This window comes from Rhodococcus sp. 1R11, from assembly GCF_004563845.1.
Classification (GTDB): Bacteria; Actinomycetota; Actinomycetes; order Mycobacteriales; family Mycobacteriaceae; genus Rhodococcoides.
In genome coordinates, this window is the sequence record NZ_SPNG01000001.1 from 16441 (window position 1) to 29633 (window position 13193).

Annotated in this window: 16 protein-coding genes; 1 reads left to right on the forward strand and 15 read right to left on the reverse strand. The window is 64.3% G+C overall.

Going from position 1 to position 13193, the window contains the following annotated elements; translation table 11 throughout:
• Nucleotides 1-79: 79 nt before the first annotated feature.
• The 10 genes from E4P29_RS00095 to E4P29_RS25805 form a co-directional block, all read right to left on the reverse strand.
• Nucleotides 80-658 (reverse strand): DNA-3-methyladenine glycosylase I, encoded by a 579-nt coding sequence (locus E4P29_RS00095; protein ID WP_245154123.1) that lies wholly within the window; start codon nucleotides 656-658, stop codon nucleotides 80-82.
• A 26-nt stretch (nucleotides 659-684) separates the two neighbouring features.
• Complete coding sequence (locus tag E4P29_RS00100; protein ID WP_135040893.1) at nucleotides 685-1080, reverse strand: DivIVA domain-containing protein; 396 nt, start codon at nucleotides 1078-1080, stop codon at nucleotides 685-687.
• Between the two features lie 55 nt (nucleotides 1081-1135).
• Nucleotides 1136-2065 carry a glucosyl-3-phosphoglycerate synthase gene (locus E4P29_RS00105; protein WP_027498057.1) on the reverse strand — a complete coding sequence of 310 codons (930 nt, stop codon included), beginning with the start codon at nucleotides 2063-2065 and terminating at the stop codon, nucleotides 1136-1138.
• Nucleotides 2062-2922, reverse strand: coding sequence for a dihydropteroate synthase (gene folP / locus E4P29_RS00110; protein WP_032375486.1), 861 nt, complete (start codon nucleotides 2920-2922; stop codon nucleotides 2062-2064). Before folP ends, E4P29_RS00105 begins: the two co-directional genes overlap by 4 nt.
• A gap of 53 nt (nucleotides 2923-2975) precedes the next feature.
• A complete protein-coding gene (locus E4P29_RS00115; RefSeq protein ID WP_135040895.1) occupies nucleotides 2976-4751 on the reverse strand; it encodes a long-chain-acyl-CoA synthetase in 1776 nt (591 codons plus the stop codon).
• A 91-nt stretch (nucleotides 4752-4842) separates the two neighbouring features.
• Nucleotides 4843-5406, reverse strand: a complete 564-nt coding sequence (locus tag E4P29_RS00120) for a TIGR00730 family Rossman fold protein (RefSeq protein WP_209205247.1) — start codon at nucleotides 5404-5406, stop codon at nucleotides 4843-4845.
• Complete coding sequence (locus tag E4P29_RS00125) at nucleotides 5403-6173, reverse strand: TIGR00730 family Rossman fold protein (protein ID WP_135040897.1); 771 nt, start codon at nucleotides 6171-6173, stop codon at nucleotides 5403-5405. Before E4P29_RS00125 ends, E4P29_RS00120 begins: the two co-directional genes overlap by 4 nt.
• Before the next feature lie 10 nt (nucleotides 6174-6183).
• Complete coding sequence (dapE, locus tag E4P29_RS00130; protein WP_135040899.1) at nucleotides 6184-7269, reverse strand: succinyl-diaminopimelate desuccinylase; 1086 nt, start codon at nucleotides 7267-7269, stop codon at nucleotides 6184-6186.
• Nucleotides 7270-7279: 10 nt separating this feature from the next.
• Nucleotides 7280-8197 (reverse strand): SMP-30/gluconolactonase/LRE family protein, encoded by a 918-nt coding sequence (locus E4P29_RS00135; protein WP_245154084.1) that lies wholly within the window; start codon nucleotides 8195-8197, stop codon nucleotides 7280-7282.
• Nucleotides 8198-8266: 69 nt separating this feature from the next.
• Nucleotides 8267-8410 (reverse strand): hypothetical protein, encoded by a 144-nt coding sequence (locus tag E4P29_RS25805; RefSeq protein ID WP_167735340.1) that lies wholly within the window; start codon nucleotides 8408-8410, stop codon nucleotides 8267-8269.
• 203 nt (nucleotides 8411-8613) lie between these two features.
• Between E4P29_RS25805 and dapD the strand changes: the two genes are divergently transcribed.
• Nucleotides 8614-9567, forward strand: a complete 954-nt coding sequence (gene dapD / locus E4P29_RS00140; RefSeq protein WP_135040903.1) for a 2,3,4,5-tetrahydropyridine-2,6-dicarboxylate N-succinyltransferase — start codon at nucleotides 8614-8616, stop codon at nucleotides 9565-9567.
• Nucleotides 9568-9679: 112 nt separating this feature from the next.
• Here dapD and E4P29_RS00145 read toward each other — a convergent pair whose 3' ends face one another.
• The 5 genes from E4P29_RS00145 to E4P29_RS00165 all read right to left on the reverse strand — a co-directional run bounded on the left by E4P29_RS00145 (nucleotide 9680) and on the right by E4P29_RS00165 (nucleotide 13163).
• The gene (locus E4P29_RS00145) at nucleotides 9680-11095 is read right to left on the reverse strand and encodes an HNH endonuclease signature motif containing protein (RefSeq protein ID WP_135040905.1); all 1416 of its coding nucleotides are present in this window, start codon (nucleotides 11093-11095) and stop codon (nucleotides 9680-9682) included.
• A gap of 117 nt (nucleotides 11096-11212) precedes the next feature.
• Nucleotides 11213-11590: a DUF4440 domain-containing protein gene (locus E4P29_RS00150; RefSeq protein WP_135040907.1), complete on the reverse strand. Its 378-nt coding sequence runs from the start codon at nucleotides 11588-11590 to the stop codon at nucleotides 11213-11215.
• Between the two features lie 13 nt (nucleotides 11591-11603).
• On the reverse strand, nucleotides 11604-12059 hold the full coding sequence (locus E4P29_RS00155) for a 6,7-dimethyl-8-ribityllumazine synthase (protein WP_135040909.1): 456 nt from the start codon (nucleotides 12057-12059) through the stop codon (nucleotides 11604-11606).
• A gap of 10 nt (nucleotides 12060-12069) precedes the next feature.
• A complete protein-coding gene (locus E4P29_RS00160) occupies nucleotides 12070-12501 on the reverse strand; it encodes a DUF1810 domain-containing protein (protein ID WP_135040911.1) in 432 nt (143 codons plus the stop codon).
• A 77-nt stretch (nucleotides 12502-12578) separates the two neighbouring features.
• The gene (locus tag E4P29_RS00165) at nucleotides 12579-13163 is read right to left on the reverse strand and encodes a TetR/AcrR family transcriptional regulator (RefSeq protein ID WP_135040913.1); all 585 of its coding nucleotides are present in this window, start codon (nucleotides 13161-13163) and stop codon (nucleotides 12579-12581) included.
• Nucleotides 13164-13193: the final 30 nt, after the last annotated feature.

Below are 13193 nucleotides of genomic sequence, written 5' to 3' on the forward strand. Positions count from 1 at the left end.
TCTGCGCCTACCTGCTCGGCGCCTCGGCCTAAAAGATAAATTCGTCGCGGGGCGACGGAGTGTCCTGTGCCATTCTTCCCTATCGCCGTCGATGGGGGGAACCTGAGTCGGTATTCGTGACCTGCACCCAACACCCCGACAGGTGATCGTCGACCATTCCGGTGGCCTGCATCAATGCGTAAGCGGTAGTCGGACCGACGAACCGTAGCCCGCGGCGTTTGAGCTCTTTGGCCAATGCCGTCGATTCGGGTGTCGACGCGGGCACGTCGGTGAACTCCGTGACCCGCTGTGACCTGGGCTCCGGCGCGAAGGACCACAGCAGAGTGTCGAGATCGGTGTCGTCGAGGTCGACGATCGCGCGAGCGTTGCTCACCGCAGCCTCGATCTTGAGTCGGTTCCGCACGATCGACGCGTCGTTCATCAACCGCTCCACATCGGCGTCGTCGAAGCGGGCCACTGCGTCGGGATCGAACCCGGCGAAAGCAGTGCGGAAGCTTTCCCGCTTGCGCAGGATCGTGATCCACGCCAGGCCCGACTGAAACGCTTCCAGACACAGGCGCTCGTAGAGTTCGTTGCGGCCGTGCAGCGGCTGCCCCCACTCCGTGTCGTGATAGGTGCGATACAGCTCGTCGTCGGTGGCACCCCACGGGCAGCGCAGCTTGCCGTCCGGCCCCGCGACTGCGCTCACCGTTCGTCCGACTCGTCCGTGCCTGTGACGCCCGCACTGTCGGTGAGGTCCGAACTGTCTGTAAGGCCTGCACTGCCGGTCTGCCCCGACAGTGGGGATCGAGAACCCGACTCCTGCGCCGCGGACAGCCGTGACCGCAGCATGTCTAACTCGCCGCCCAGTCGCTCGAGAGCCCAGTCGACTTCGCTGGGCTTGTAGCCCCGCACCGTCTGCTGGAACTTCAACGCGCGTACATCGGCACCGGTGACTCCTTCGGCCGGCAGCACCGTCGCGGTGGTTCCCTCGGGCAACGGCCCGAGCTCTTCACCGCGACCGAACACCGCTGCGGCAACGAAGAACAACGCCGCAGCGACGACTGCAATGACGATGATGTAGATCAACAGCGTCAACATGCCACGATCTTGTCACGGCTGTCCGACACGTCGGCCGGACGCACCTCGCGGTCGGTCAGATCAGTGAGTTCATCGCCGGTCGATCGGCCAACGACACTTCGGTCGAGAACGGCTCGAACGAATCCCCGGCCACCCGGAACTGCATCAGTCCGGCACCGGAATCGACCATGCCGCACCGATTGAGCATCGTTCCGACGATCTGCCGACTCATCGCCCCGAGTTCGACCAGCGGCCGATTGCGATGCTTACGCACCCCCAGGTTCACCTGTCCGATGGCCTGCAGACCGAGCCGGTCGTACGTGTCGAGCAGCAGGCCGATCTCCACCCCGTAACCGGGCGCGAACGGCACCGCCGACAACAGCTCACGAGTGCCGGCGTACTCCCCGCCCAGCGGCTGGATCACGCCGGTCAGCTCCGGGCGCAGCGCCGCGAGCAAGGGTCGAGCCACCAACTCGGTGACGCGTCCACCGCCGTTGGCGTCCTCGGTGCCACTGACTCGAAGTGGACGTCGGTAGTAGCCCTTGACGAGATGGATGCCGTCGCCCATCAGCAGTGGCCCGAGTAGTTTCGGCACGAACGCGGGGTCGGGATTGATCAGATCGGAATCGACGAAGGCGATGAGGTCACCCGTCGACGCCGCGACCGATCGCCACAGCACCTCGCCCTTGCCCGGTACCGGATCGAGCCCCGGTACCGCTTCCTCGCGACTGATGACACGGGCACCGGCCGCTCGCGCGCGCACTGCCGTCTCGTCCGTCGAGCCCGAGTCCAGCACGATCAGTTCGTCGACGAGGCCACCGAGCAACGGGTGGATGGTGTCGATGACGGCGGCCACCGTCTGTTCCTCGTTCAGCGCCGGAAGCACCACGGACACCGTGCGGCCCGCCTTCGCGGCCTCGAGCTCGGCGATGGTCCATTCGGGGGTGTCCCAGCTGTTGGTCTCGGACCACATTCGGGTCACGTCCGTTCGATCGGCCAGTGTCATGCCAGCCCCCTGACCGTCCGCGCCGGGGTTCGTCGTCCCTGGATCGCTGCCACCATGTCGACGACTCTTCTGGTCGACGCAACCTCGTGCACCCGGAACATCCGGGCTCCGCCTGCTGCGGCCAATGCTGTCGCTGCCAATGTTCCCTCCAACCGGTCGGCGAGCTCTACCCCTAGAGTCTCGCCTACGAAGTCCTTGTTGCTCAGCGCCATGAGCACAGGCCACCCGGTGTTTACAAGAACGTCCACGCGACGCAACAACTCGAGCCCGTGATAGGTGTTTTTCCCGAAATCGTGGGTCGGATCGATCAGAATCGAATCCTTCTTCACCCCCTCCGCGACGGCGTTGTCGGCAGCTGCGGTGACTTCCGCGACCACATCGGCCACGACATCGGTGTACCGAACCCGGTGCGGACGGGTCCGCGGAACGGCACCGCCGGTGTGCGAGCACACGATCCCGACTCCCTCGGCAGCGGCGACGCGCACCAACTCGGGATCGGCTCCGGCCCAGGTGTCGTTGATCAGATCGGCTCCCACACCGCAGGCCAGGCGAGCGACCTCGCTACGCCAGGTATCGACACTGATCAGCAGATCCGGATACGCACCCCGGATCGCTTCGACGAACGGCACGACGCGGCGGATCTCCTCCGCCGCGTCGACGAGGTCACCGGGGCCCGCTTTGACGCCGCCGATATCGACCATGTCGGCACCCTCGGCGACAGCCCTGTGCACGGACGCCATCGCTGCATCGTCGGAGAAATTCGCTCCCCCGTCGTAGAACGAATCGGGGGTGCGATTGACGATCGCCATCACCAACGCGCGATCGTCGGCAACCGGTTTGCCACAGAGGGTGCTCATGAAATCAATAGTGGCACGCAGATTTCACCGCACCCGATCGGCGGGAACCGGCCCTATCCCTTCGGGGCCTTGCCTGCGGCCACCTCGTCGACGTAACCGTCGTAGAACTTCTCGTAGCCACCGGACTTGCCGCGCAGCACGTACAGGTCGCTGTCGCTGTCTTCCTCGTACCCGAGCTTGCGCAGGGCGACCTTCTGGCTCTTGAACGTCGAGGTCTGCTCGAGGCTGTCGACGACGCGGATGAACAACGGCACCGCGTATGTCGGCAACTTGTCGTAGAGGTGCCCGGCGAACGACTTGCCGTCGAAGGACTCACCGTCGCGCAACGTCACCGCAGCCATGCCGGCCTTACCGTCTGCACCCTCGATGTCGACGCCGTAGACGACGGCACCGTCCACTGCCGGATGGCTACCGAGTGCACCTTCGACCTGGGTCGTGGCGACGTTCTCGCCCTTCCACCGGAACGTGTCGCCGAGGCGGTCGACGAAGGCGACGTGCATCCAGCCCTGCTTACGCACGAGGTCGCCGGTGTCGAACCACGCGTCACCGTCCTTGAATCCGTCGCGCACCATCTTCTTCTCGGTGGCGTTGTCGTCGGAATACCCGTCGAACGGTGCCCGGTCGGTGATCTTGGACAGCAGCAGGCCCACTTCACCGGTGCCGACCTTGCGGAGCTTGCCGTCGTGGCCGCGCTTGGCCTTGCCCGACTCTTCGTCGTACTGCACCACGGCATACGGCAGCGGGCAGATTCCGGCAGTCTTCTTCATGTTCAGTGCGTTGATGAAGGCGATGTTGCATTCGCTGGCACCGTAGAACTCCGCGACGCGGGAGATACCGAATCGCTCGGTGAACTCCTCCCAGATCTCCGGCCGCAATCCGTTGCCGACGATCAGCTTGACCGAGTTGTCCCGGTCGGAATCCTTCTTCGGCTGCGTGAGCAAGTACCGGCAGAGCTCACCGATGTAGGTGAACGCCGTGGCCTTGTTGACGCGAATGTCTTCCCAGAAGTTGCTGACCGAGAACTGCTTACCGATGGCCATCGTCGCGCCGCCGGCCAGCACCGACGACAGTGTCACCGTCAGAGCGTTGTTGTGATAGAGCGGAAGGCAGCAGTAGATGACGTCGTCACCGCGCAGTCGCACACCCATGTTGCCCAGGCCCGACATCGACTTGAGCCAACGGAAGTGGCTCATCAGGCTGGCCTTGGGCATGCCCGTAGTTCCCGAGGTGAAGATGTAGAACGCCTTCTCCTTGGCCTGGATCTCCGCGGTGACCGACGGGTTGGCGCTCGACGCCTTCGCAGCGAGCTCGCCCAGCTCCTTCAGCGGCAACACCGACCCGACCTTGGGCTCGCCGTCCAGAGAATCCAGCGCTTCCTGCGCGTTCTCGTCGAGAACCAGGACCTTCGCGTCGAGAATTCCGAGACTGTGCTCGAGCACATCGCCGCGCTGGTTGTAGTTGAGCATGCCTGCGGTGGCACCGAGCTTGACGGCAGCCAGGGCCGCGAAGAGTGCCTCCGGGCGGTTCTTGCTCAGCACACCGACGACGTCGCCGCGTACGACACCCCGGTCGGCGAACACCGCGGCGTACTGATTGACCAGTGCGTTCGCGTCCTTGTAGGAGATCGACTCACCCTCGAACCGGACGAACGGTCGACTGCTGTTCTTGGCTGCCGCGTCCTGGAAAATCAGTCCGATGGACACCTTGTGGTCGGGCTTGCGGGTGAAGCCCGCCAGACCCTTGAGCAGGCTCGGCACCTCCGTCACCATTTTCGGCAACGCGACCGCGAGGTCGGTCACTCCGATTTTCTGACGGGCATCGACAGCCATGAGCTCCCCTTTGAGACGATGTGAGATAACTAACCCTACTAGAGAGTAACAACTTCCAGCACTTCGTCAGGCGGGCTCGGTTGGTGAACTTTCACAACGCGCCGCACACGTCCAGCGCCTCGTCGACCGAAGTGGTGCGTACGAGCGCGTCGAGGGCTCGTTGTTGCACGAACCCGGTGGAGCTCAGACCGTCGATCCATTGCATCAGGCCGTCGAAATGCCCGAACGGATCGAGCATCACCATCGGCTTGCTGTGCATGCCCAGGTAGCCGGCCGTCCACGTCTCGAAGAGTTCTTCCAGTGTTCCGATGCCGCCGGGCAACGTGATGAACGCGTCGGCTCGGTCCTCCATGATCTTTTTCCGCTCACGCATCGTGTCGGTGACGATCAACTCGTCGGCATCGACGTCCGCGACCTCGCGGTGCACGAGCGCTTTCGGGATGACACCGACGGTGTTACCTCCGGCAGCGCGTGTCGCCGCGGCCACCGCGCCCATCATCGAAACGTTGCCGCCGCCCGACACCAGCTGCCAACCACGTCGACCGATCTCGGTACCGACCTCACGCGCCAGATCGATGAACGACGCGTCGACGGGTCCCGATGCGCAGTAGACACACACGCTGATCGCCGGGACGCCAACCGGCTGCTCGCTCACTGCTGGGCCTCACGGACGATGCGGACGGCCTCGTCGACGCTGTCGGTGCAATGGATGAGGTCGAGGTCCTTCTCGGACACCTTGCCTTCTTTCACGAGAGTGGTCTTGATCCAATCGAGCAATCCCGACCAGAAGTCCTTGCCCAGCAACACGATCGGGAATCGGGTGACCTTCGCGGTCTGCACGAGCGTGAGTGCCTCGAAGAGCTCGTCGAGAGTACCGAAGCCTCCGGGCAGGCACACGAACGCTTGGGAGTACTTGACGAACATGGTCTTACGCACGAAGAAGTACCGAAAATTGACACCGAGATCGACCCAGTCGTTGAGGCCCTGCTCGAACGGCAGCTCGATGCCGAGTCCGATGGAGTACCCGTCGGCCTCGCTCGCGCCGCGGTTCGCGCCTTCCATCGCACCGGGACCGCCGCCGGTGATCACGGCGAAGCCTTCGCTCGCCAGAGCAGCTCCGAGTTCACGCGCCCGCTCGTATTCGGGATGGTCGACCGGTGTACGGGCCGAACCGAACACCGTCACCGCTCGCGGCACCTCGGCCAGCGCACCGAAACCTTCGACGAATTCGCTTTGGATGCGCAGCACGCGCCAGGTGTCCGAGTGGATCCAATTACCGGATCCGCGTTCGTCGAGCAATCGTTGGTCCGAGGTGGACGTCTCGGTGTTTCGACTGCGGCGCAGTACGACGGATCCCTTGTGTTTGGCGGGCTTTTCGCCGCCGATCTGTTCTGAACTACCTGGGCCCTCGACGCTGTTCATGGCGTTCAGGCTATCCGGCGGAGAGATAGCTCCGTAGAACCTGTGTGACGTGGGTGATCTGTTCGACCGGGACGCGCTCGTCGCGCTTGTGGGCGAGGTTGGGATCGCCCGGTCCGTAGTTGACTGCGGGTATGCCGAGGGCCGAGAACCGGGAGACGTCGGTCCAGCCGTACTTGGCCCGGAACTGGCCTCCCGCTGCCTCGATGAGGGCAGCAGCAGCAGGCTGGTTCAGACCGGGCAGCGCACCCGGTGAAGAATCGGTCACCTCGAACCCGAGATCGAGCCCGTCGACCAACTCACGCACATGCTCGACGGCCTCGTCGACACTGCGGTCCGGTGCGAAGCGGAAATTGACGTCGAGCTCGGCAGCGTCGGGGACGACATTGCCCGCCACCCCGCCGGCGATCCGAACTGCTTGCAGGCCTTCGCGATACACGCACCCATCGATATCGACGCTGCGAGCGTGGTAGGCCGCCAGGCGATTGAGCACCGCGCCGAACTTGTGAATTGCGTTGTCACCCAGCCACGATCGGGCACTGTGTGCTCGGGTTCCCGACGCCGTCAGCCGAACGCGCAGTGTCCCTTGGCAACCAGCTTCGATGAATCCTCCGGACGGTTCGCCCAGAATCGCGACGTCGGCGTTCAGCCATTCGGGTAGCTCACGTTCGATGCGACCGAGACCGTTGCGTGAGGCAGCGATCTCCTCGCAGTCGTAGAACACCAGAGTCAGGTCGTGTGCCGGGTTGTCGATCGTCGCGGCGAGGTGAAGAAACACCGCATCGCCCGACTTCATGTCGACGGTCCCGCAGCCGTGCAGGATGTCCCCCTCGGCGCTCTCGTGCTCGCGCCTCGACGGGACGTTGTCGGCAATCGGCACGGTGTCGAGATGGCCGGCGAGCATCACCCGTGATCCCAGCCCGCGGTTGGTCCTGGCCAGGACGGCGTTGCCGCTCCGAATTATCTCGAAGCCCGTGGTCTGCTCGCGGAGTGCCTGCTCCACCTCGTCGGCGATACGCGCCTCGTCCTCACTGACACTGGGGATGTCCACCAGCGCTGCAGTGAGGTCTATCGGGTCGGCATGCAAATCGAGCGTCACGGCGACAACCCTAGGCTTTGGGCCCCGGAATCTCGCGGACCACGCCGTCGAAGCCTGCGCCGAACAATCTTCCGCTCGAAAAGCCCTGCTCGGAGCGACCGTAGGAGACGACACTGGTCAACCGAGTACCGGTACCGATCACGCAGGTGACCCCCGGTGCATCGATGCGGACGACGGAACCGCCTGCATTGAGCGGTACCACCGGACGGCCGGCGGCGTCGAGAGTGAGACCGTCCGGGGCAGCCAACGAATCGAGCCCCTTCAGATCGAGCAGGTCTTCCGGTGCCGACGGATTCGCAGTCGGAATTCGACTGACGCCCGCGTTCACGAACGTCCGAGAGACGTAGAGATATTTCCCAGTGGCATCGAGCACCGCGCCGTTGGCGCTCGGTAAGCGCGCCCAGCTCGGGTCGACAGAACCATCGGGGGTGATGCGCCCGATGAGCGAACCGAAGTCGTTGGTGGCGTAGACGGTTCCGTCGGCCGCGACCGCGAGTCCGTTGGCTGCACTGAGTCCCTTAGCGAAGGGAGTGACGGCAAGGGTGTCGATGTCGAGTCGAACGACGCCGGCAGCTTTCACGACGTCCCCGACGAACACACGGGGATCGGCACCGTAGCCGACCAGCAGGGTGCCGTCGGGCATCCACGCCAGAGCTCCGCCGCCGCCGCTGGGCACCTTCGCAATGGGATACGCGGGCTGCCCCGGTGCGTCGATGCGGAACACCCGGCCCGAGACGATATCGGTGACATATGCGCGGCCCGACCCATCGACGGCAAGGCCCTCCAGCGCAGCCCCCGAAATTTTCGCGACCTCTGCCGACTTCCCGCCGACTCCGGCGCAGTTGGGTGCGGCAGCTGCAGTACCGACACCGACCACGCCGGTCACCGCCAAAAGTGATGCAGCGACCACCGAAATTATCGAACGCATAGCTATTGACCTGCTCGAACTCATGGAATCCCCCGCCTACGGCGACCCCCTGTCAGCCGATGGGCATTTCTACCACGCCTCGGCGACAACCAAGCCGAAAGCGACTCCAAGGATGATGGTCGAAGCGAAGGTGGTCACCAACCCGGTGAACGACATCCCGCCGGCCAGCATCGACACTGCTCCTCTTCCGAGCGAGACTCTGCGGGTGGTCATTGTCGTCACTCTGTCAGCCCACCGGCCCCGGGCCGGTCCCCGCGAATCCCGATGTGGTCACGCTCGTCAGTCGAACGGATAACGAACCGCCGTCATGACCGAACCGTCGGCGACCCCGGTCGGTGTGCCCGCAAATCGCGCTGGAACCTGCGGCACCCAGTCACCGAACCACGCGCGGCGAACCACCGCGTATTCTTCGAGCCGTGAGTGCACAGGGAGCAACAGCAGTAGGTATTGCCAACATCACGACGTCGGGCGTAGTTCTCGACACCTGGTTTCCGAGCCCGGAGCTCGGGTCCGATCTCGAGACCGGCACGACCCGGCTCGAAGGAACCGACATTCCCGACGAGCTGGCCGCTCTGGTCGGTGCGGACGAGGCGCGCGGCGTCGAGGTCGTCGCAGTGCGCACGAACATCGCATCTCTGGACGATGCTCCGATCGACGCCCACGACGCGTACCTACGACTGCATCTGCTGTCGCATCGCCTGGTCGAGCCGCACGGTCAGAATCTCGACGGACTGTTCGGACTGCTCGCCAACGTCGTCTGGACGAACTTCGGACCGGCCGCGGTCGAGGGCTTCGAGACTGTGCGTGCGAAGCTACGCGCCCGCGGCCAGGTGACGGTGTACGGCGTGGACAAGTTCCCGCGCCTGGTCGATTACGTCATTCCTACCGGCGTCCGGATCGCCGACGCCGACCGCGTCCGTCTCGGCGCGTACCTCGCGAGTGGCACGACAGTCATGCACGAGGGCTTCGTCAACTTCAATGCAGGCACGCTCGGTAACTCGATGGTCGAGGGCCGCATCTCCGCGGGCGTCGTGGTGGGTGACGGTTCCGACGTGGGCGGCGGTGCGTCGATCATGGGCACGCTGTCCGGTGGCGGCAAGAACGTCATCTCCGTCGGCAAGAGCTGCCTGCTCGGTGCCAACTCCGGACTCGGCATTTCACTCGGTGACGACTGCGTCGTCGAGGCGGGGCTGTACATCACCGCAGGCACGAAGGTCAGTGGACCGGATGGAACTGTGGTGAAGGCGGCGACGCTGAGCGGCAAGTCCAACCTCCTGTTCCGTCGCAACTCGTTGTCGGGGGCTGTCGAGGTGGTGCCGTGGAAGGGCACCGGCGTCGAGCTGAACGCTGCGCTGCACGCCAACGACTGAGAGCCTGATCGACTCCAATCAGATTGACGGACAATCTCTTCCAGCCCCGCACCGTGTTCTCGGTGCGGGGCTGGTGTGTTTGCGTGGGGCTGGAGTGTGTTTTGCGTGGGGTTCAGGCGATGTGGGGGCCGGCTCGGGCGTGGGATTGTCGGGGTTGTCGGTAAGGGTCGACGGTGGCCGGTGGCACGAACCACGGGTGCTGGTCGGCGGCGATGAACACTTCCCAGTCGCTGTGGTGGAGGAGTCGGTGGTGGAATCCGCAGAGTAGGACGAGGTTGTTCATGTCGGTGGGGCCGCCGTCGGCCCAGTGCCAGATGTGGTGGCCTTCGGTCCATGCGGCGGGTTTGCCGCAGCCGGGGAACGCGCAGCCGTGATCGCGGGCAGTCAACGCGCGTTTCTGTTTCGCGGTGACGGTGCGTGCGGTGCGGGCGAGGTTGAGTGGGTTGCCGTTCTCGTCCATGACGATGGCGGTGAGAAGGCAGTCGCAGGCCAGTTGGCGGGAGGTCTCGCGGGAGAGTGGCCCCATCCACGGTAGCCATCCGACCGACGTGCCGTCACCGAACAGGTCCCGATACGCGCCACGGTCGGCGGCCGGGCTATCTGGGTCGCCCTGGAAATCGGAGTCGGCCGTGTCGGGGTGGATCGGGTTTTCGGTGTCGGTGTCGGTGTCGATGTCGACCGGATCGGCTGGATCGTCGTTGTCGGATTGTTCGGCGGCGCGGGTGGTTTCGTCGTCGGTGATGTCGTCTTCGTCGCCGTGGCTCTGGAGGTCGGTGAGGTCCTGCAACCGGATGTGCAGGTTGACGTGTGGTTTTTCGCCGCCTTCGGTGGGCCTGTTGCTGGAGGCGAGGTAGCGGTCGAGGATGTGCCCGAAGGCGTCGGCTCTGCGTTTGGCGGGACTGCGATCGTCTGGGGTGCCGCCGTCGGCGGCGGGTTGGGGTTCGGTGAGCGGGGAGAGTGCGGTGAGCAGCTTCTCGCCGGTGATCGCATCGAAGTCGCCTTTGAGCACCAGGCGCCCGTTCAGGGTTGTGGAGGCGAAGAGTTCGTTGCGGTCGGTGTCTTCGGCGGGTGGTTTGTCGTTGCCGAAGCTGTCCTGCAACCTGGTGATGGCTGCGCGGATGCGGCTGGTGCGCGCTTCGGGTCCGGTGGCGGCGGCGATCAGAGCTTTACGTGCGGCATCGCGGCCCTCTTGGGGGAGGTTTTTCGGGGGTGTTTCGGCGAAGGTGAGGATCAACGCGGCGTGGTCGACGGACATGACTCCGGTGTTCACGGCGTCGGCGATGTCGGGGAAGTTCTTCATGCCGCGGGCGAGGGCGACGATCTTGGTGGCTTTGGACGGTGAGAGAAGGGTGGTGGAGGTCAGCCAGCCGGCGGGTCCGGGGAACCCGAGTTTCTCTCGGCTGACGCGGGTGTCGATGTCGGCGACAAGGGCAATCCGTCGGGCTTCGAGCAGTTGGATCTGGTGGGAGACCGCGGCGGCGTCGGCGAGGAGTTCTGCCTCGCTCAGTTGCCAGATCTCCGTGGTCATGGATCAAGTGTATCGAACGTGTGTTCGATACACAATGATGATCAAATCGAAAACTATTGCTGTGCATAAGGATTCGAGAATCCGAACCTGTCGGTGGCACATGCTAATAGGAATGCCCTAGAGCACGACGGTCCCCTGGTGATACAGGATTGTCCACTCCCCCGCGCGTCGCTGCCAGAGCGTCGCTCGCCGCGTGAGTCTGTCGACCTGCAGCAAGGTGTATGTCAGCAAGTACGTGTCCGGGGCAAGCTCACGGACCTCGAAATCACTGGTTTCCCAGTCGACGTCGTAGTCGCCTGCCGGGTCCTGTCTATAGCGCCTCTCCAGAGCGGCCCACACCTCGTCACGGTCGTATCGGGTACCGGACGCACCGACCTCCCAGAAATCGACATCGGTCAGACTATCGAAATCGTCACGCGTGATGCCGTACTCACGGCGGTGGAAGATCGGTTCCCGCCGTTCGAGCTCCGCGAGCACGGATCGCACGTCGACCATCGGCTGCCGGTCGTCAGCCGATGGTTCCGAGCGAAGCCAGTGTCTTGACCACGGCGCGCGCGGCCTCGGCACCCTTGGTTTCGAGGTGCGCGGTGAAGAAGGCGTTGTGATCGGCGTGTTCGTGGAAGTGATGTGGAGTCAGGACCACCGAGAACACGGGGACGTCGGTGTCGAGCTGCACTCGCATCAGCCCGTCGATCACCGCGGTTTCGACGAAGTCGTGTCGGTAGATTCCGCCGTCCACGACGAGTGCTGCAGCGACGATAGCGGCATACTTTCCGGTTCTGGCGAGCCGCTGCGCGTGCAGCGGGATCTCGAACGCTCCGGGTACCTCGAAGACGTCGACCGCGGTGTCGGCATGGCCCAACTTCTCCAGTTCGGCGGAGAAGCCCACCCGCGCACGGTCGACGATGTCCAGGTGCCAGGTGGCATGAACGAAGGCAATGGATCCGGCGAGTGGAGTGGTCATGGATGCGATGCTATCGGTATCGCTCGTCGAGCAAGTCGAGTGTTGCGCCATCGAATTCGCCGGAGAAATACTTCTGCAACACTTCGACGAAAACGGAGTGCCCCTTGGTAGCTTCGGCGAAAAGCGTCATGGACGAATGCAGCTTCAGATTGTCCGGGAAACCGAAGATCTCGTCGACCGTCCTGCCCTCGACCGCGACAGTGAGCTGCGCAGCTTTCTTCAGACGTGGCCCGAGAACTTCGTGGGTCAGGTACAGCTCGGCCTCGGTCAGGTCTGCGATGCCGAAGTGTTGAGCGGTGGCACTGCGGCCCAGCCCGGCCAATTGTGGAAACACGAACCACATCCAGTGCGTCTGCTTCCGGCCGGCCTTCAATTCCTTGACCACGGCGTTCCAGACGGGGTCCTGGGCATCGACGAAGCGTTGCAGGTCGTATTCGGTCATACCGACAACCTAGCGAGACAGGAGTGGAGCTTGCGGAATGACCCGATGGCAGGAGTGGAGCCTGCGGAACGACCAGGTCAGGTGAATCCGCGGAGCAGGGTGTCGACCGTGGCGTCGAGCAGGTCATCGGCAGGCATGCCGTCGAGGAGGTCGCCGGCGGCGAGCACGGCGAGTCCGTGGACGCTCGCGAACGCGACGCGGGCGAGGACGGCAGGCGATGCTTCGGTGATGACTCCCGCGTCCATCGCAGCGTGCAGCAAGGATTCCGTCGCCGCCATGCTTTCGTGCGCAACGTCTTTGAGTTGTTCGCTGGCCTCGGGGTGATGCTTGGTGCTGTACATGACGTCCAAGAGGTGTGGATGTTCGACGGCGAAGCCCAGGTAGGCGCGGGCGACACCACGAAACTTGGCCAGCAGCTCTCCCGGCCCGGTGGCCGCGTCGACCATTCTGCGATTCATTTCCTGAAAGCCGTGCAGCGCCAACGCATCCAGCAGTGCTTGCTTGTCGCGGAAGTGGCGCGCGGGGGCTGCGTGACTGACACCCACGTCTCGGGCCAACTGCCGCAGCGACAGAGCATCTACGCCGTCGCGGGCGATGCTCTGCTCGGCCTCCTCCAGGAGCACCGCGCGCAGATCACCGTGGTGGTAGCGCTCCGTTGCCATGGACTCACCCTAGGCGATGTTGGCGTTGAC